At 35.6% G+C, this 18481-nt stretch carries 19 protein-coding genes and 1 pseudogene; 3 read left to right on the top strand and 17 right to left on the bottom strand.

Annotated features, from left to right (window positions below; genetic code table 11):
* Positions 1-146: 146 nt before the first annotated feature.
* The 4 genes from hemY to A6J74_RS11485 all read right to left on the bottom strand — a co-directional run bounded on the left by hemY (position 147) and on the right by A6J74_RS11485 (position 5897).
* Positions 147-1574: a protoporphyrinogen oxidase gene (gene hemY / locus A6J74_RS11470; protein ID WP_001228058.1), complete on the bottom strand. Its 1428-nt coding sequence runs from the start codon at positions 1572-1574 to the stop codon at positions 147-149.
* Positions 1575-1593: 19 nt separating this feature from the next.
* Positions 1594-2529 carry a ferrochelatase gene (gene hemH / locus A6J74_RS11475; RefSeq protein ID WP_000726795.1) on the bottom strand — a complete coding sequence of 312 codons (936 nt, stop codon included), beginning with the start codon at positions 2527-2529 and terminating at the stop codon, positions 1594-1596.
* Positions 2530-2543: 14 nt separating this feature from the next.
* Positions 2544-3590, bottom strand: a complete 1047-nt coding sequence (hemE, locus tag A6J74_RS11480; protein ID WP_000252625.1) for a uroporphyrinogen decarboxylase — start codon at positions 3588-3590, stop codon at positions 2544-2546.
* Positions 3591-3779: 189 nt separating this feature from the next.
* Positions 3780-5897, bottom strand: a complete 2118-nt coding sequence (locus tag A6J74_RS11485) for a transglycosylase domain-containing protein (protein WP_000756256.1) — start codon at positions 5895-5897, stop codon at positions 3780-3782.
* A 127-nt stretch (positions 5898-6024) separates the two neighbouring features.
* Here A6J74_RS11485 and hmoB point away from each other — a divergent pair, with 127 nt between their 5' ends.
* Positions 6025-6528 carry a heme-degrading monooxygenase HmoB gene (hmoB, locus tag A6J74_RS11490; RefSeq protein WP_000644081.1) on the top strand — a complete coding sequence of 168 codons (504 nt, stop codon included), beginning with the start codon at positions 6025-6027 and terminating at the stop codon, positions 6526-6528.
* 129 nt (positions 6529-6657) lie between these two features.
* Here hmoB and A6J74_RS11495 read toward each other — a convergent pair whose 3' ends face one another.
* The 4 genes from A6J74_RS11495 to A6J74_RS11510 form a co-directional block, all read right to left on the bottom strand.
* Entirely contained in the window at positions 6658-8073 is a 1416-nt protein-coding gene (locus A6J74_RS11495; protein ID WP_000278163.1) for a PH domain-containing protein, read from the bottom strand.
* Positions 8066-8542, bottom strand: a complete 477-nt coding sequence (locus A6J74_RS11500) for a PH domain-containing protein (RefSeq protein ID WP_001182713.1) — start codon at positions 8540-8542, stop codon at positions 8066-8068. The genes A6J74_RS11495 and A6J74_RS11500 overlap by 8 nt, the downstream gene beginning before the upstream one ends.
* A 75-nt stretch (positions 8543-8617) precedes the next feature.
* A complete protein-coding gene (locus A6J74_RS11505) occupies positions 8618-8914 on the bottom strand; it encodes a hypothetical protein (RefSeq protein ID WP_000606832.1) in 297 nt (98 codons plus the stop codon).
* A gap of 316 nt (positions 8915-9230) precedes the next feature.
* A complete protein-coding gene (locus A6J74_RS11510) occupies positions 9231-10034 on the bottom strand; it encodes a MerR family transcriptional regulator (protein ID WP_000429188.1) in 804 nt (267 codons plus the stop codon).
* Between the two features lie 270 nt (positions 10035-10304).
* On the opposite strand from A6J74_RS11510, the gene A6J74_RS11515 reads away from it, so the two are divergent.
* The gene (locus tag A6J74_RS11515; protein ID WP_000687253.1) at positions 10305-10940 is read left to right on the top strand and encodes a pentapeptide repeat-containing protein; all 636 of its coding nucleotides are present in this window, start codon (positions 10305-10307) and stop codon (positions 10938-10940) included.
* Positions 10941-11051: 111 nt separating this feature from the next.
* On the opposite strand, the gene A6J74_RS11520 is transcribed toward A6J74_RS11515, so the two are convergent.
* The 8 genes and pseudogenes from A6J74_RS11520 to A6J74_RS11560 all read right to left on the bottom strand — a co-directional run bounded on the left by A6J74_RS11520 (position 11052) and on the right by A6J74_RS11560 (position 17426).
* Positions 11052-11951: a hypothetical protein gene (locus A6J74_RS11520; protein WP_001228811.1), complete on the bottom strand. Its 900-nt coding sequence runs from the start codon at positions 11949-11951 to the stop codon at positions 11052-11054.
* A gap of 689 nt (positions 11952-12640) precedes the next feature.
* Positions 12641-12820, bottom strand: a pseudogene (locus A6J74_RS30685) (LPXTG cell wall anchor domain-containing protein); the annotation flags it as partial.
* Positions 12821-13022: 202 nt separating this feature from the next.
* Complete coding sequence (locus tag A6J74_RS11530; RefSeq protein ID WP_002038107.1) at positions 13023-13466, bottom strand: hypothetical protein; 444 nt, start codon at positions 13464-13466, stop codon at positions 13023-13025.
* Between the two features lie 351 nt (positions 13467-13817).
* Positions 13818-14471, bottom strand: coding sequence for a DUF975 family protein (locus A6J74_RS11540; RefSeq protein WP_000625392.1), 654 nt, complete (start codon positions 14469-14471; stop codon positions 13818-13820).
* A 224-nt stretch (positions 14472-14695) separates the two neighbouring features.
* Positions 14696-16126, bottom strand: coding sequence for a PH domain-containing protein (locus A6J74_RS11545; protein ID WP_000278234.1), 1431 nt, complete (start codon positions 16124-16126; stop codon positions 14696-14698).
* The gene (locus tag A6J74_RS11550; protein ID WP_000371350.1) at positions 16119-16595 is read right to left on the bottom strand and encodes a PH domain-containing protein; all 477 of its coding nucleotides are present in this window, start codon (positions 16593-16595) and stop codon (positions 16119-16121) included. Before A6J74_RS11550 ends, A6J74_RS11545 begins: the two co-directional genes overlap by 8 nt.
* Positions 16596-16674: 79 nt before the next feature.
* Positions 16675-16842, bottom strand: coding sequence for a hypothetical protein (locus A6J74_RS30015; protein ID WP_000783814.1), 168 nt, complete (start codon positions 16840-16842; stop codon positions 16675-16677).
* Positions 16843-16844: 2 nt separating this feature from the next.
* Positions 16845-17426: a TetR/AcrR family transcriptional regulator gene (locus A6J74_RS11560; protein WP_000164841.1), complete on the bottom strand. Its 582-nt coding sequence runs from the start codon at positions 17424-17426 to the stop codon at positions 16845-16847.
* Positions 17427-17582: 156 nt separating this feature from the next.
* On the opposite strand from A6J74_RS11560, the gene A6J74_RS11565 reads away from it, so the two are divergent.
* A complete protein-coding gene (locus tag A6J74_RS11565; RefSeq protein ID WP_000522751.1) occupies positions 17583-17726 on the top strand; it encodes a YjcZ family sporulation protein in 144 nt (47 codons plus the stop codon).
* 40 nt (positions 17727-17766) lie between these two features.
* Here the strand turns inward: A6J74_RS11565 and ecsC are convergent, their stop codons facing one another.
* Positions 17767-18474, bottom strand: coding sequence for an ecs operon protein EcsC (gene ecsC / locus A6J74_RS11570; protein WP_000634139.1), 708 nt, complete (start codon positions 18472-18474; stop codon positions 17767-17769).
* Positions 18475-18481 lie beyond the last annotated feature (7 nt).

The following is an 18481-nucleotide window of genomic DNA, read 5'->3' on the forward strand; positions in this document are numbered from 1 at the left end:
TATATTTCGACAAGTTTTACAAAAAATTAATCTCAGCTATACGTTTAAAACAAAAATTACTTATGCTAAAAACAGATGGAATATGTAAGGTACAAACTTCTATTTTCCAATAAAAAACTACCACTTCATTAGGAAGTGGTAGTTTTTTATACATTCAAAGCATCTCGTTCACATTCTACTATTTTTTCAATATGTGATAACACACGTTGCGCTGCCAACTCACCTTGCCCAATACAGTCCGGCAAACCAGAACCAGCGTAAGAACTTCCAGCTAAGTACACACCTGGCAATTCTTTCTCCATAAATGTTGTAAGCTTTTTCATTCGCTCGTTATGACCTACTGTATATTGAGGCATCGCTTCTTTCCAGCGGCTTACGATTGCAAACTCCGGGTCCTCTATAATATCCATCGTCTTTCGTAAGTCTTCTAGTACGAGCTGAACGAGTTCCTCTTCGGTTTGTTCTACAATCGCTTCATCACCAGGGCGTCCAACGTAACAGCGAAGAAGTACCTTACCTTCTGGCGTTGTATGCGGCCATTTTTTATGTGTCCACGTACATGCTGTAATGGAGAAGTCACTATTTCGTGATACGACAAATCCCGTTCCATCAATATCGCGCTGAATGGCTGATTTCGGAAAAGCAAGTGCTACATTCGCAACTGATGTGGACGGAATGTTGCGGAAGAAACGAAATTGTTTATACTGCGCAAACATAGAAGGCAATACTTTATGTGAGCTTGCCACTACGATGGCGTCCGCTTCTATTTCTTTTCCGTTACTAAGAGTAATCGTGTAACCATCCCCCAGTTTTGCAACTTTTTCAATGCGAGTTCCCTTTATTATCGTACCTTCATGCATCTTCACTTCGAGAGATTCTACTATAGATTCTAAACCTGTTTTCACCGTTTGGAAGATTCCTTTTTTCGGTTCAGCTTTCTCTTCTTTCGGAGCGAGCGTACGCATACCGAGTGAAATACTACGATGTTTCTGCTCAATTTGATACATTTGCGGGAAGGTCGACATTAAGCTCATTTCATCAATATCCCCTGCATAAATACCCGATAGTAATGGTTCTATTAAGTTTTCAACCACTTCGTTTCCGAGGCGATGTCTGAAAAACTGCCCGAGTGATTGGTCAGATACTGGTTTTGATCTAGGCATTAACAGATCAAAACCAGCTCTTAATTTACCAATTGGGGAGAACAACCCGGAAAATAGAAACGGCGTAATTTGCGTTGGAATTCCCATCATTGATCCACTCGGCATTTTATGTAACCGATTGTTTACGAGAATAAATGATTGACCGGCCTTATTATTTACAAGTTCATCGCCAAGACCTAATTCTCTCACCAATCTAGACGCACTTTCTTTTCGTGCTAAAAAAGAATCCGGTCCGCGTTCAATTGTAAATCCATCTTTTCGAACGGTTTGAATTTTCCCGCCAAGTTTACCCGACGCTTCTACAAGTAATGTATCTATCGGCAAGTCCTTCTCACGAATGTCTTTTTGTAAGTGATACATAGCTGTTAATCCTGTGATACCACCGCCGATGATCACAACTTTTTTCCTCAAGCAGGCTCCCCCTTTCTTCTTACAATACAGATTCTTTTTTCTTTAATACAACATCCGTTAAGCAATCAATGAATGCATCCGATGCGTTTGGCATTTCTGGACGATAATATTTCGCGCCAATTTCATCAGTCACCACTTTACACTCAAAGTCATTATCATATAAAACTTCTAAATGTTCCGCAACAAATCCAACTGGTGCATAAACAAATGAAGTATAACCGTACTTTTCATTTAATTCTCTCGTTAAATCTTGTACATCCGGACCGATCCAAGGATCTGGCGTGTTTCCTGCACTTTGCCATCCTACTGCATAGTTTGCTACTTCAGCGCCCCTTGCAATATAATCAGCTGTTTCATTTAATTGATCTGGATATGGATCGCCGAGTGCGATAATTTTCTCTGGTAAGCTGTGAGCAGATACGATTAATACTGCTTTTTCACGTTCTGCTTCTGACATACCGTTATATATACCTTTCACTGCATCGACCCAATACTGGATAAACTTCGGTTCTTTATACCAGCTATCAATGCCATGAATTGTTAAGTTTCCAAGTTTCTCAGCTTCTTCCTGCGCTCGTCCAACATATGATTTCACACTAAATGTAGAATAGTGAGGCGCAAGAACAAGTGCGATTGCATCCTCTATTTCATCGTTATGCATAGCTTGTACCGCATCTTCAATAAACGGTTCAATATGTTTTAAACCAAGATACATGTGGTACTCTACTTCATCTTGTATTTCATTTAAACGCATTTCTAACTTTTTAGCTTGCTCTAATGTAATAGTAGCTAAAGGAGAAATACCACCAATTGCACGGTAACGCTCTGTTAAATCTTCTAGCATTTCAGGACTTGGCTTTCTTCCTCTGCGAATATGTGTATAGTAACGTTCAATGTCTTCTTCTTTATATGGCGTTCCGTATGCCATTACAAGCAAACCAATTTTCTTTTTCATACAGCCAATCTCCTTTACTTCGCTAACTGTTCTTTAGAGTACTCATGAATAAATGTAGTTAAACGTTTTAATGTATCTGGATTTACTTCTGGGAATACACCGTGACCTAAGTTAAAGATATAACCCGGCTGCTTCATCCCTTGATCTAAAATACCTTTTACATGTTCTTCAATAACAGACCATGGTGCAAGTAAGAACGAAGGATCCATATTACCTTGTACCGCCTTATAAACGCCGCGTGCACGCGCTTCTTCAATCGGTAAACGCCAGTCTAAACCGACTACATCAAGAGGCAGATCATGCCATTCGTTCACTAAATGTGCAGCTCCTACGCCGTGCATAATCATCGGTACACCCATCGTACGAACTTCTGCAAAAATACGTTCCATTGCTGGTTTAATAAATACGCGATAATCTACTACATTTACTGTTCCAACCCATGAATCGAAAATTTGAACTGCTTTTGCTCCTGCGTTAATTTGCGCTTTTAAATATGTAATAACCATATCAGCAAGCTTATCCATTAAAGCGAACCAAGCTTTCGGCTCTGCATACATAAACGCTTTCGTATTATGGTAGTTACGAGATGGACCGCCTTCAATCATATAGCTCGCTAGCGTAAATGGAGCTCCTGAAAAACCGATTAACGGTACGTCTAACATTTCTGTCGTTAATAAACGAATCGTATCTAATATGTACGGTACGTCATCTTCTGGATTGATTTCCCCTAGTTTTTCTACGTCTTGTAAAGAACGGATTGGATTATCAATTACTGGTCCAATACCAGATTTAATTTCTACATCCACACCAATTGCAGGTAGTGGTGACATAATATCTTTATAAAGAATTGCTGCGTCTACGTTATATTGATCAACTGGTAACTTTGTAACGTAAGCACATAACTCTGGATTGTGTGTAATTTCAAATAAAGAATATTTTTCTTTTATCTTTCTATATTCCGGCTGCGAACGACCTGCTTGACGCATATACCATGCTGGTACATACTCTGTACGTTCCCCCCTACATGCTTTTAAAAATGTCTCATTTATAGTTCTTACCAAGACCCTTGCTCCCTTCCCTACCAATGCTTTTGCTTTAAATACGTTCTATTCCGATATTTATCTTTTTTTACTATACAGCTTGTAAAAACAAATTGCATAACATTATGTACGTTGTTCATGAAATTGACACAAACATTCGTAAAACCGCTTACTATTTTCACAACATTCTTATTATAACACAGAGAAAATCTATGGTTTAGCTACTTTTGACTTTTCTCCTTCACGGTTCGTTTGTGTGTTAAATGGCACAACGTAAAAACTCGGTTTTGAGAATATGTTAATAAACTTTTCCTCATATTCTCCGACACCTGTTACAGTACTCACATGCGTATGAATTCCGTTTTCCACTCTATAAATTCGATACATAATTCTTTCATCTGGAAGTGGTGTCCAGCTTAATTTTGCTTTAAATAAACCGAAAGGACTAAATGATAGTTTCATTTTTACATCTTCAATCTTGCGCAACCGAATTGGGGCACCAATCGTTTCTACACCTTCTGGCTGCATAAACTTTTCTTTCTGTTCTACATTTGCCTTCGTTAAAATTTTCTTAAATAACTTCGTTGCAGCTGCACTTTCGCCTTGCAATTTGTGCTCTTTATCCGTGTGATCATAGCCGACCCAAACTGCTCCCACTAAATTCGGCGTATATCCAACAAACCACATATCCCTTGCTCCATTATCATCATTAGGAATTGAAGTGGTACCCGTTTTTCCAGCCAACGCACCGTTATAGACACCTACTTTGGCTGTCCCTTCCTTTACAACTCCTTCTAACATTTTCGTCATATACCATGCTGTTTGTTTCGAGAAGACTTTCGTCTCTACTTTTGGCGATTCTCCAATGACTGCGCCGTGTCTATTTAACACTTTATCAATAACATGTGGCTCAATAATATTGCCGTTTGCTAAAAATGCACGATACATTTTTACAAGATCAAATGGTGAAACACCGTTTTTCAGCCCACCAAGCGCTGTACTTAACCCAGTATCTGCAATATGAACATTTCCTTTCTCTAAATATTGCTTTCCTTCTTCGACCCCTAACTCATTTAATAAAGAAACTGCCGGTACGTTTGCTGAATCTAAAATCGCATCATACATCGTCATTTCTTTCGTATATTGACGATTGTAATTTCGAGGTTCATAACCTTCAAAAGAAGCTTTGTCATTTGTTAATAACGAATACGGATTATACTTTTTCGTTTCTAATGCTGGTGCATAAACGATAAGTGGTTTCAGAACAGAGCCCGGTTGCCTTTTTGCAAAAATACGATTAAATCCTCTCGGGACATACTTTCTTCCGCCAATCGCAGCTTTAATCCCGCCCGTACGATTATCCATTAATAAAAATGCACCTTGCGCCCCATTTTCTTTACCAGGGAAATTGCGCGCATCTTGAAACTGGTTATACGCCACCTTTTGAATCTTTTCATCCATCGATACGACAAACGTATATCCTCCGCGAAGTACTTCTTGATGAGACAATCCGTATAAACGAGCCGCTTCATCTATGACCATATCAATATACGGCATATATGCGAGTTCATTCTCATCTAAGTTTTTATATAGAGCAATTGTCTTTCCTTGATAGCGAACGCTTTCTTCAGCAGTCAAATAACCTTGTCTATGCATAAGTGACAATACTAGATCACGGCGTTCTTTACTCTTCTCTGGAGAAAAATACGGTGAATATCCGTTTGGCGACTTCGGAAGACCTGCAAGCATTGCCCCTTCTTCTACTGTTAAATCTTCTACATTTTTATTAAAATACAACTTTGCTGCAGCTTGAATACCGTAAGCTCCATGTCCAAAATAAATATGATTCATATACATTTCAAGAATTTGTTGCTTCGTATATTTTTGCTCTAATTGAAGGGAGATTGCGACTTCCTTCAACTTACGCGTAAATGTTTTTTCACGAGTTAAAAAGACGTTTTTAGCAAGTTGCTGCGTAATCGTACTACCGCCTTCGACCTTCTCTCCAGCTAACGTGTCTTTATAAAGAGCACGGAATATTGACGGATAATCAATTCCTTGATGCTCATAAAAACGAGAATCTTCCACCGCAATAAACGACTGCTGCACGTATTTTGGAATTTGCTCGATTGGTACGAGGTCTCTATTTTCTACGTATAATTTCGTAATTTCTTTCCCTTTCTGGTCAACGATACGTGATGAAGAGTGGAAAACGAGCTGCTTTTCATCCATCATATAGCCACCAGCTAACACAATAAGTTTATAGATTACAATCGCTAATACAAGCGTCGCTAACCCACCTAATAAAGTCCACTTTACTTTCTTCATACATCGGCCTTCTTTCCAAATGATGGTACATTTATTATTTGAAAAAGAAGTATCTTTATGTATATAATCTTCGAAGTTTTTTAAGAGAGTTGATATAATAGAAACAAATAAGTAAGGGGGCACTAAAATGAAGGCTATTATTTCATACGAAACACCTCTAGAACAAGCACATTTCACTGCAAAAAATAATGAAAAAGATATGTTTTATAAAGAAAATACAGAAGAATCTGTAGAAGGATCTCTTCAATATGACGTACTAGATGCTGTTGGCGAATTTAAAGGACAACCTGGCTATATCGTTTGTAACAACATTTCTGTCACAGACGAAGGTCGCCCTGTATTTGAAAACCGTTTTAAAAACCGTGCAGGCCTTATTGAAAACGAACCAGGATTTCAAGCGATCCGCGTTCTACGCCCATTAAGTAACGATACATATGTCATCTTAACGATGTGGGAAACAGAGCAAAACTTTAAAGACTGGACAGAATCACGTTCATTCGAAAACGCTCATAAAAAACGTCCTGCACAAGCAGAGGGACAATCACAGGCTCAGGCGCATCCACATCCAGAACAGCAAAAGAGTATTTTCTCTCGTCCTTCTTTTGTGACTACTTTTGATGTGTTAGTTTAATTAAAAAGTAATACAACACTAGGAGTACGTGAAATTATACCAACGATTTTTCGAATATATCTATCACATCTTGAAATATATCAACGATTCGACTAAAGATATCCATTTAATAACAAAAAGGAAACACCACTACACACCGGTGTTTCCTTTTTCTTTGTACCAATTATATATACGAAGTGTGTCCTCTTTTCGCATGTGCTTCACTTTATAACGATGCCCTGCTACCGATACGGCAGCTGTACATAACTCGTCTTTCTTTTGAAAATATGATTGATTGTACCCCACCGCTTGAATATGCCTTCTACGCATGATTCCTGTATATTTCGCAAGACCTCTGTACACCATCGTTAATTGATTTTCTCTCATCATATAACCGCCGCTAGTATAACGAGCGTATGCGAGTATTGTAAATCCGATACATAGCGGGATAAGAGTGAATAACGCGATATATTGTTTGAAATATATACTCGCACTAACGATCGGCACAGCGAGCACAGCAGTTGTAATCCAGCCCATGATGATGTAACGGCGCAATGCCGCTTTCGGTAAATAAACGATTTCCTCTTCCATTTCATACGGCAACTGTAAATATGCGAGTAACTGCTGCACATCTTTTTTCTTCATAAAAGGATGTAGCATCACTTCATTCCCAGCGGATTCTATACTTTGAATGACTTCTACTTCCACAGAACAATAACCGAAAGGCTGACGGAGAATGCCTTCTTTCACAGTAATTGCTTGAATACGGTGCAATTTTAACACAAACTCTTTCTTATCAAATAACCCTTGTACGATGCGAATTTCATTTCCGTTTCGCTCAATTTTAAAGTTTGCATATTTTAACGCATAGCCTGCTGTTGAAATAACCCAAGAAATTGCCATTAAAATTGCGGCCATAACGATTAATTCATATACACCGTTATCCATCACATACGCTTCCACTTTATTGATGAGCCATTCTGGTAGAAATTGATTAAACTCTGTGTAAAGGATTACTAACATAGAAAACACTAATCCAAATCTACCAGATGTAATAGATGCGAATAAAATTTCTTTCGCTTTTAACTGATAAACTGTCTTACTACCTTCTTCCGCAGGCACCTCTTCAGCCACAACGCTTCTTTCTTTATGCAATAAAGCAATTAGTGCCTTCGCTTCATCTTCTTTAATACCAGCTAACATCACTTCTGGCTCACTACCGCCGCCTGCAACTTCTATATTTAATTTTGTAAGTCCAAGTATTTGATAAATGATGTTAGAAGATGTACTAACATTTTGCACACGTTCTTTATTTAAGTAGCTTTCTTTCTTTACAAACACACCATGCTTTATATGTAAAATATTATTCTCAATCCAGTACACTTTGAAATACCATTTCACAGCGGAGAAAATAGCCATCACGAATAAAAGAAACAACAAAACAAAATAAAATAAATACCAAGGCTCATTTTCATCAGAGCGAAATATTACAAGAAGGATAAAAGGAAATAAACCCGAAATTCGAATACTCAATAATATCGTGATCGGATGCTGCCTCTTATACATCCTTATCACTCACTTTCGCAAGTTCTCCAATTTGTCTTTTCAGCTGTTCTGCTTCTTCTTTCGTTAAACCTGGAATACTATGAGAAGTTGCTGCTGTTGAAATGTGTAATTCTGCTAAATTATACTTTCTCATAATCGGCCCTTGCTCAATCGTTACGTGCTGCACACGGATCATCGGAATAAGTACACGTTTTACAACGAACATTCCCTTTTGAATCTCAATCTCTTCTTCATTTAATCTGTAACTATAATAGCGTTGACGTAAATTTGGAAATACAAAATAATCAAGCGGGATAAATGTAATAGCGCCTGTTACTAACAATCCGAACAGCCAACCCCACCAGTTAAAGTTAATCATAAAAAAGAAATACGCAATTACGACTGCTAGTATAACTGCCGCCCCAATTAAAGCGTGAATTCGCCACACTTTCAGCATATTAGAATGAATCTCCCTTTCTAACGGCTGCATCTCATCACTCCAATTATATGAATGTATTACTTATATATTAGTTGGTATATACATTTTTGTAAAATTATAGTTTTTTTACATCGTATCAAGCATTTCTTTAAAATTCCCTTCATTAATCGAATACACTTGAAACTGGATGTAATCTATCTCATTCGTATCTGGTTTAGCAAATGGCAAAATGTTAAATCTCGCCGCCGATCTTCCTAGCATATCTACAATCATAAGAGAAACGCCAATATATTTGAAGTCTATACGGAATACTACTGCTTCTTTTGTAAACTCATAATCTTTAATCGCATCATAAGACTTATTCGCACTTATGAGCGTCACTTTTAATAATTGATTTAAATTTTCTGGTTTAAAATTAATCATATATACAGCTCCTTTTTTTAACAAAAAACTACTAAAATAGTGTAATCTTTTCCTTTCACGGCTTCACACATCAATTATATAAAAAATAAAGCTAGTTTTTTATAAATTTTTTGATATAATTACATACGGGAAAAGGGAAGAATTTTGTCTTCCCTTGTGTTTTTTATTTGCATCTAGTACTTTTGCTAGATGCCTTTTTTTATACTAAAAAAGCATCCTCAAAGTATGTGAGGATACCTTTTCAACAATTGTACTTACATAATCCAGCTTCATTTTCTAGTTTATATTATTTCTGAGTATACTCTAAAGTTCGTTTTCATTCATTCCCTATAAGCAATTGCATTTGGCAACTGTAAGAATCCGTACTAAAAAACTCATCTAATAATTCCACTTCAATGCAATTTTTAATTGTTACATTATTTTTCTCTATATAATCTTTTAATTTCTCCATACTTTCTTCTTTATTATTCTTTTTATAGGCCAGCGTTAAATAGTTACCTTCTGGTAAGATATCTATATTTTGCTCTTTCTGTGTGTAATCATATTTACATAACACAGAAAAAGCATACTTTGGTTCAAATCTATATTTTGAATGAACCGTATATGCTATACCAATCTCCATCGTTGTTTCTAAATTTCTCTCCTGAATAATTTTATCTACCTCTGAATAATAAAGGAATTCTTTAAAATTACCCACTTCTTTGCATGGAGCAGTGACGATATAACGTTTCTCAAAATACTGTATTGTTATTTGATTATGTACTAGTACCTTTTTAGCGACTTGTACACTATTATCTAGTTTATCAATCGTATGAATGACTGCTTGCATCTCTTTTATCTTTTGCTCAGTTTCTTCTCTTTTTAATGCTAAAAATTTTAATAATTCATCCATATTCTTTTCCGTGAAAATTTTTTGCAGTTCTTTCGTACTCGTTCCTAAAGCTCTACAAACTTTAATTATATCAATATAAACAAATTGATCTACCGAATAGTATCTATAACCCGTTTTTGCATCAATATATACTGGGATAAGAATGCCTGTTTGATGATAATATCTTAAAGCTTTTATTGTAATGCCTTTCATATTAGCAACTTCACCAATAGAAAATAAATTTTCCAATTTATATTGCCCCCTTATTCTTGACTCTCCTCTAAAGGGAGACGTTATTATTTTATCGTTAAAGTTAGTGGAAGGATAATAAAAAATGGGTCGTGTAAAATATGGAAACCTTAAAAGAAAAGATTATAAATAAGTGAGTTTAAAAATCAACTTGGCAGTCTTAGAAAAGTTACTAGGTGCCATTACAATCATCGAATTTATTTAAAAAAGAGGTTAAAATAGATGATACATTTTTTCTAGCTAACTAATTCAATGAAAGAAGGATATAATATGAAAATTGATAGACCAAAAATTTCGCCAGAGTTATCTTTAAAGAATTTTCACGATATTTTTTATGAAGAAGATTCAACATTAGAAATGTGTGAAATCATCGATTCCACTTTTGAAAATGAATCTGTAGATAGAGTGCGTTTATATAATGCAGTGATAAAAAATTGTAAGTTTACCAATACAGACTTTAGCAGTATTGATATTACAGATGTTTGTTTTGAGAACTGCGATTTATCAAATGTTAATTTAAGCAACTCTTCTGTTCACAGAGTCGAATTTAAAAACAGTAAATTAATTGGCGTTAATTTTACAGAATCTAGCTTAGGAAATGTTACATTTGAAAATTCAATTTTGAATTTAGCTTCACTTGGAAATTCTAAACTAGAAAAGATCATATTTAATGCAACTTCATTAAATAATGCAGATTTTTTTGACTGTAAACTAAAAAAAGTTGAATTCAATTCATGTAGCCTTGACGAAGCAAATTTTGATCAAACATCACTGAAGGGAATAGATATTAGTTCTTCTAATTTTGATACACTTACCGTTTCAGTGAACAATCTAAGAGGATGTAAAGTATCATCATATCAAGCTATTCAGTTTGCAACATTACTCGGATTAATAATTAAAGATTAGTCATAAAGAACGATTTAAAATGTAAAAAGGTATCCTCGTACTTGAAGGATACCTTTTTATTATCTCTATTTTTGACAGATTACTGTTTTGTATCATATTCTTTTCATCAATCTAGTGCACTTCAACAATTGTACCATCTTCGAATACTTTGAATACACCAGTAAATCCTGATCCAGCTGCACCTTCTATTTTATATGTCGTACGCACTCTTATTTGATAATATTTCTTTCCATTTTCTACTTGCGTATTCTCTAACGTGTAATCATATTCTTCTTTATATTCATTTTTAATATATTCTTTAGCTTTCTCAAAAGTAAATGCATCTTGATTCTTTCCTGTCTCTACCTCTTGATTCTTCTCTGGATCTGTTTTTTGGTTCTTTTCTGTTGCTACCTTTTGATTCTTTTCAGGCTCCACTTTTTGACTCGTTCCTGCATCTGTTTTTTGTGCCTTCGGTGCTGCTGTTTCACTCTTTGCAGTTTTTTCCTCTTCACCAATTTTAGTAACTAATCCTACAGCTTTTTTATTATATTCTTCAAAGTTCTTGTTACCTTTCGTTTCGGAAACTAGCTTATCTAATATCTCTTTCGCTTCTGCATAATTTTTCTTACTTATGAACTCTTCACTTTTCGTCAGTTGCTCGCTATATTTCTTTTTTTGTTCTAAGATGGCTAGTAATGCTGTTCGCTCTTCCTTCGCTTGTTTTAACAGCGTATTACTTCCATTCTTCACGCTCTCTACTTTTTCAAATGACTTGATTGACTCTTCTACCTTTGTTTCCTCTTTTAACTTCACTGCTTCAATCATTGCTTTCGTTTGTTCTACAAGTACTTTTACATCTGAATCATCTTTTTTCTCATCTAGCGCTCGTTCAAATGACGATAAGGCTGTTTTATATTCTTTATTCGTTAGTGCAGTCTTTCCCTCATCCATTGCTTTTTCAAAGTTCCCATTACTACATCCAGCCAACATTAAAAATGTAAGTCCAATTACCGTTAATAACTTTCTCATTTTCTCTCCCCCTATATACTCCTAAAACAATAACATCATATGTATAAAAGTCTGTGTAGTACTTAGACTAACAGTAAAATATGTACTACATTGTGTGCGGGAAAGGAAGTACATTTCATTTACTATCATTACTTAAAACTCCTAAATAGTTGGTAGTCTTCTTCTTTTAAGACCGAAAGGAATTTTAATAATGCGGATAAAGCTCCCACTCAAAATCTTTACTACACACTCTCATACACATAGAAAAACCATTTTTAGTTTATAGTTTATAGTTTGTTATTTCTTCAACTTTAAATATTCTCAGTTGATTGGAAATACGAACTACAACTCGTAATCTATCGAAAACATAAGAAAACAAAACGTAACAAAAGTTACGTTTTGTAACTTATCTGTAACACAAATGTAACATAACGTTTTTAAACATACAATAGTTTTTTTTTACATTATTTTCCCTACCTACCGTTGGACTATCCCCCTTCAAACATGTAAGGAAAGAAACTTCTTTCCTTACGCGTTAAAATTAATTACATAGATAGCCCTTTTTTCAACAAAACACTATGAAAACGTGAGGACATTTATCTTCCCTTGTATTTTTATTTGCATCTAGTACTTTTGCTAGATGCTTTTTTTATGCCAAATAAAATAAAAAAGGTATCCTCAAATACTTGAAGGATACCTTTTCACTTTTATTATCTCTGCTGTTTTCTACCTAATACGAGTAATCCAAAACTCATCATTACAAGAAATGCTCCCATATATGGTTCCACAGGTATTTTCTGTCCTGTCTTCGGTAATTCTTTTTCAGGTTTTTCTGGATTTGGTGTTCCAGGCTTCTCTGGATCTGTTGTTTCCGGTTTTTCTGGACCTGGGGGTTCTTCTTCTATTGTTCTACCCCGCTATTTGCCGGCCAGTAAAACTCCCACCTCAAAATTCAGCTAGAACAAAGGGGTTAGGCGGGAGGTCAACTGTCCATAAATGCCCGATTGGTGAGGGCTAATAATCAGTGGGGAATGAACAAAATCCCCACTGATTAAAGTTTCACCTTATACCCACAACACGGACAAGTGTATTTCATGTTCCCACTCCATTACTAACTTGTTTTTTCTCCCATATATCCCGACCCACAAAGAATGTAACAGCACAAATCATAGTTATCCCCATGAAAAAAATATTGGAATCTTCATATGTATTTGGAATCCCTACCGTTATGAAAACAATACTAAAAGCTAAGAGTAAATATAATAATACAGATATAATATAGCTCAATTTAAATCGTAAAATGATACCTCTAAACAATATCTCACCAAGAAGACATCCACCTAAAATAATAGGTACTCCGAAATACAATGTAAGGACTCCCATTTGCGAAATAGATTGAATTATCTTTCCAAGTATGTTCGGCGAAATCATCTCATTATTTTTTCCCATCCTATCATATAAATCAAGTGCCGTTGCTGAAATAAAGAAACTTAATATAGAAAATGAATACGGAATTAAAAATTTGCTCACTCTCATTCACCTCACTTTTTTCCTTTCATATATATTATTCACTATTTTCTATCATTTTCACATAAAAAAATAACCCTCTATGATAAATCATAGAGGGAAGAATTTCTATATAAAAACCTATACCTTATCCTGAAGTGAATCCCAAAACAGAACACATATCAAAACATCTAAACCATCTGCTCCCTATATTCAGTTTAGATGTTTTATCCCGCTATTTGCGGGCAGTAAGACCCCCACCTCAAAATTTAGCGAAAGCAAAGAAGTTAGGTGAGGAATCAACTGCCCGTAAACGCCCGATTAGTTCAACTAATAATCAGTGGGGATGAAGAACCCCCCACTGATTAAAGTTTCACTTTATTAGAAAGTAGTACCTTCTTTTTTGTAATATTCTTTTGAAATCTCTTCATAAAACGCTGCCGATGTCGAATAGAAGTAAGGTGCTAACCATAAGAAACCGATTCCGATAGTAAGAATACTTAAAATGAACCAGCCAAGGAAACTTAAGCATAGTAAAAAGTAATCCATTTTATGTCCGTTCATCATACGGCGACTTTCAGTAATTGCTTGATTCGCTGTATATTCTGGATGATCATTCAAAATAAAATACGTCATAGAATAAGAAAATGATTTAATAATACCCGGAATAATAAGAAGTAATGTCCATAGAATTACGTATACATACATTAGTAAATATGTTAAAAATGCTTTCATAAACTTACTTCCATCGCTAAACCATCTAAATACATGACCAATACTAGCATTAGTTCCACGAATTACATTTAAAACTAGGTAATAAGCACCCGTTGTTAACGGACCGATAATAAGCATTGCAATAATAGTTACTGTAAGCGAATCACTTGCTTCTTCCCAACCCCAAAACATTGAGAAAATACCTGTCGTTAAAAATTCCACAGCTCCAATAAGAATTCCAATTAATAAGGTTGCTCCTACTGCTAATCCCCATTTTCCTTTTAATGCATCAAGTGCTTCTCTTTTCAACTGACTTATCATACATAGCCTCCTAATATTATTTCTACATTAGTATACCATTTATATCAAATATTTCACGAATTTCCCTGAAATAGAAGTATACTTCCTTTTTCCTGATACATATTCATTTATGTGCGCTGTAGTACTCATATATGGATTGGACTAAAGAAAACTTAGTTCAATTGCAAACTACTCATTTCTCTATAAAAAAAGCCTGCCTATCATACTAGGCAAGCCTTTTTAAACTAATCCTCACTTATTCTCTTCTTATACCAATCCTGCATTCTCTCTGCATCTTCTACTCTCGTATGCTCTAATTTATAATTCGATGATGCACTAGAAAACTTATACGTACATAAGTCTACGCGGCGCTGGAAATATGATTGTGTCTTCTCCATTGATTGGACGTGTCTTCTTCTGACAAGTCCTGTATATTTTCCAATACTACGATACACAATTGTAATTTGTTCTCCGTTTACACCGTAACCATTTGTTTTAAATGTTGCGTATCCAAGTGTAAAGATGAGGATCGCGAGCGGTAATAATGCCCACATGATGTAATACTTTTCAAAGTATATGCTGATTCCCGTCAGCGGGATTGCTAGCATGGCGAAGAAGATAAAACTATCAATGAGATAGCGACGCAATGCTGCTTTTGGTAATGAAATAATGTTTGTATTCAGTTCGTATGGTAATTGTAAATGGGTGAGTAACTGTTGCACGCGATCTTTTCGAATGATAGGATGTAGCGTAACTTTTTCTTCTTTTCCTTCACTTTGAATGACTTCTACTTGCACAGCACAATAACCGAATGGTTGGCGTAATATACCTTCTTTTATCGTAATACCTTGAATGCGGTGTAACTTTAATACGAGTTCTTTTTTCTCAAGTAATCCTTGCGAAATACGGACTTCATCATTTTTTCGATTGACTGTGAAATCCCCATGTTTTAACGCATATCCAATTGTAGATATAATCCAAGAAACGACAAGTAAAATAGCTACCATGTAAATCCAGCCATATATATCATGATCCATAACATAAGACTCTACGCTATTTTTGATCCATCTCGGAATGTACTCGTCCACTTGGTTATAAACGAAAAATATTAAAGAGAATAATAATCCAAATTGACCAGATGTAATAGACGCTATTAAAATCTCTTTCCACGTTAACTTGTACTCTGTCGTTTGTTTTTCCTCTGTAATAATTTCTTTTCGTACTACTTCTTCTGATGTTTCTTCTACTTTTACTACCGAGGTTGGCTCATTTAACATTGTAATAAGCTTTGTTGCCTCTTCTACCGTAATACCAGCTAAACTAACTTCCGGCTCATTTCCTCCGCCAGCTGTTTCAATTTTAATTTTCTTTAGTCCTAACACTTGGTACAGCATGCCTGAACTTGTATTAATCGTTTGAACACGTTCTTTATTTAAGTAGCTCTCCTTCTTCACAAAGAGCCCTTCTTTAATATGTAATACGTTATTTTCGACCCAATATACTTTGTAGTACCAGCCTACGATAGCTGAAACAATCGTGATTACCGCAAAACCGATAGGAACTAAATACCAAAATGGAAACTTTCCTTTTAAACTAAAAAGAAAAATAATAAATGGTATAAAATCTGTTATTTTTAATTCTAATAACATCGTGAGTGGATGCTGCCTCTTATACATCCTCATCACTCACTTTCGCTAATTCTGCGATTTTCGTTTTCAACATTTCTGCCTCATACATCGTTAAGCCTGGGATACTATGAGAAGTCGCCGCTGTTGAAATGTGTAATTCTGCTAATCCGTATTTCCTCATAATTGGCCCTTGTTCAATTGTAACGTGCTGCACACGAATCATCGGTACTAATACACGTTTTACGACGAAAAGACCGTGCTGAATTTCAAGTTCTTCTTCATTTAGTTGGTAGCTATAGTAACGTTGACGCAATTTCGGGAATGTAAAGTAATCAAGCGGCGTATATACAATTGTTAATCCGATGAGCACATAAAAAATCCAAGCCCACCAATTAAACTTAATCATAAAGAAAAGATATGCCAAAATGACGATAATACTAATTCCTAACTCAATTAAGGAACGCGTTTTCCACACCTTGACCATGTCAGGGTGAATTTCATTTTTCAATGGATCCATGTAACCACTCCAAATCTAGTAATCTAATATATGAATACTCTCAATCTATATTTTACATAACTTTACAGAAAATTGAAATTTAATTATCTTTCTTCTCTGGAATAAAATATCCGAACCAAAGTAACCAAATGAAACCGATTAACTTCAGCCAACTTCCATCCGCCTGAAAAGCCTCTATCATACCTGGAATTTTATACACTCCAATGAATCCAAGAAAACCGAGCCACCAGTTTTTTTGCATTTTCACTTTTACTCCTCCTTTATGACGTTTTTCACATTTCGAATCCAAATTTCTTTATACTTTAACTGGAATCCCATTAACATGTAGTTGCTCATATTATCGATAACGAGCGCTAACGTATGAGCATTCTCTTCTGTTGCATGTTGTGACACAACGTCAAGTTCTACACCTTGCTTTAATAAATCATGAAAGCCATTTAAAAACTCTTCTTGTATTTCAAATAAACGTTTCTGATACTTTTCATTTCGCGCCGCAGTTACGATAAATTCATTTATGACGCGTAATATACCTTCTTGTCCTTCATACTCAGACAACATATGTAAACCATCTGCAATTAACTTTTTTGCAAAATTTTCTTTCGTATATTGATCTTTATCGAAGTAAGAAGAGAAATGATACCCAGAAAAAATTTCTTCAAATAAAAAATCTACTAACGCTTCTTTAGAAGAAAAATGATAGTAAATGGCCGGTTTTGAAATACCTACCTCTTTCGCAATCATGGAAAGGCTCATTTTCTCAATACCGTGCTCTGCCATAAGTTTAAATGACGCCTCTACAATGTTCTGCGATGTTTGTAAATTCTTTGTCATACTGTACCTCACTTATTTTTACTTACCGGTCGGTAAGTAAATTATAAAATGAAACGAAATGATTTTCAAGTTAGTTAGCGCTTTAGAAGGGGTTTATTGGTAAATGTAGAAAAACATATAGTAAAAGCAATATATAACAATAAGGAGGATGTTCATATGGGACTTGGTGGTAAAGGCGGTAGCGGCGGAACTGGCGGCGGTGAAGATGGACAAGCTGGTAAGAGCGGATTTCCATTCATCATTGTACTCTTTATCGTATTAATTATAGTTGGAGCTAGCTATAGTGGACTTGGCTTCTAAGAAAAGGCGTCCTACATTACACATGTAGGACGCCTTCTTTTTAATCCCTATTCAACAATCGCATACGATAACAATTCATCGTCACTTCTCCAAGTCTTTGCAGTAATTGATAGTTCGCATATGCGCCGACCGGGGCACCAATTATTGGTACGAGCTGAAGCATTTTTGCTAAATCGATATAGTCTCGGTACTCCGTTTGGAACTTTTCCCAGTCCATATGATTTTCTTCTTCTGTATCCCACGTTTCGATGGCTTTCCATATTTCTTTTCTATGATCATCACTTGAAAAGGCGAGTTGGAAAACGTGAAGGATAAAAAGGCGCTCTTCTTTGTTACTCGTATCAAATCCGTACAACGTTGCTGCATCGAATAAAAATTTAATTTTAATGCCGAGTAAAAGCGGAAAGTCAGCAAGGCCAAGGAGAATACCACCAGCTCCAGTCCCAGCCCCTTCCGCCGCTGCTATTTTTTTGTACTCATCCATTTTTTTGCGTACTTCATCGTCACGTCTTTGCAGTGACCATGTCGTCTCTTTTAATTTCGGCTTTATAAAGTTTGATCCGGCGCTGATCGTTTGCACCATCATACGAATCGTCTCTGTTAACACCTTTTGTACTTTCGCCGGAATGAGCTGTTGTACTTTCGTCTGCACTTTTTTGGAGAACCGTGTCATCATAGAAGAATCTTTCATGAATGTAGCTTTCCACTGCTCCAATTCTTTTATAACCTTCTCTTCATATGTAATCATAGGTTCA

This window comes from Bacillus sp. FDAARGOS_235, from assembly GCF_002073415.2.
Taxonomy (GTDB): domain Bacteria; phylum Bacillota; class Bacilli; order Bacillales; family Bacillaceae_G; genus Bacillus_A; species Bacillus_A toyonensis.

Coding starts and splice junctions, on each gene's coding strand:
- hemH (WP_000726795.1), bottom strand. CDS start 2,529: ATGAAAAAGAAAATTGGTTTGCTTGTAATGGCATACGGAACGCCATAT.
- A6J74_RS11485 (WP_000756256.1), bottom strand. CDS start 5,897: ATGAAGAAAGTAAAGTGGACTTTATTAGGTGGGTTAGCGACGCTTGTA.
- hmoB (WP_000644081.1), top strand. CDS start 6,025: ATGAAGGCTATTATTTCATACGAAACACCTCTAGAACAAGCACATTTC.
- A6J74_RS11495 (WP_000278163.1), bottom strand. CDS start 8,073: ATGTATAAGAGGCAGCATCCGATCACGATATTATTGAGTATTCGAATT.
- A6J74_RS11500 (WP_001182713.1), bottom strand. CDS start 8,542: ATGCAGCCGTTAGAAAGGGAGATTCATTCTAATATGCTGAAAGTGTGG.
- A6J74_RS11505 (WP_000606832.1), bottom strand. CDS start 8,914: ATGATTAATTTTAAACCAGAAAATTTAAATCAATTATTAAAAGTGACG.
- A6J74_RS11515 (WP_000687253.1), top strand. CDS start 10,305: ATGAAAATTGATAGACCAAAAATTTCGCCAGAGTTATCTTTAAAGAAT.
- A6J74_RS11520 (WP_001228811.1), bottom strand. CDS start 11,951: ATGAGAAAGTTATTAACGGTAATTGGACTTACATTTTTAATGTTGGCT.
- A6J74_RS11530 (WP_002038107.1), bottom strand. CDS start 13,466: ATGAGAGTGAGCAAATTTTTAATTCCGTATTCATTTTCTATATTAAGT.
- A6J74_RS11540 (WP_000625392.1), bottom strand. CDS start 14,471: ATGATAAGTCAGTTGAAAAGAGAAGCACTTGATGCATTAAAAGGAAAA.
- A6J74_RS11545 (WP_000278234.1), bottom strand. CDS start 16,126: ATGTATAAGAGGCAGCATCCACTCACGATGTTATTAGAATTAAAAATA.
- A6J74_RS11550 (WP_000371350.1), bottom strand. CDS start 16,595: ATGGATCCATTGAAAAATGAAATTCACCCTGACATGGTCAAGGTGTGG.
- A6J74_RS11560 (WP_000164841.1), bottom strand. CDS start 17,426: ATGACAAAGAATTTACAAACATCGCAGAACATTGTAGAGGCGTCATTT.
- A6J74_RS11565 (WP_000522751.1), top strand. CDS start 17,583: ATGGGACTTGGTGGTAAAGGCGGTAGCGGCGGAACTGGCGGCGGTGAA.
- ecsC (WP_000634139.1), bottom strand. CDS start 18,474: ATGATTACATATGAAGAGAAGGTTATAAAAGAATTGGAGCAGTGGAAA.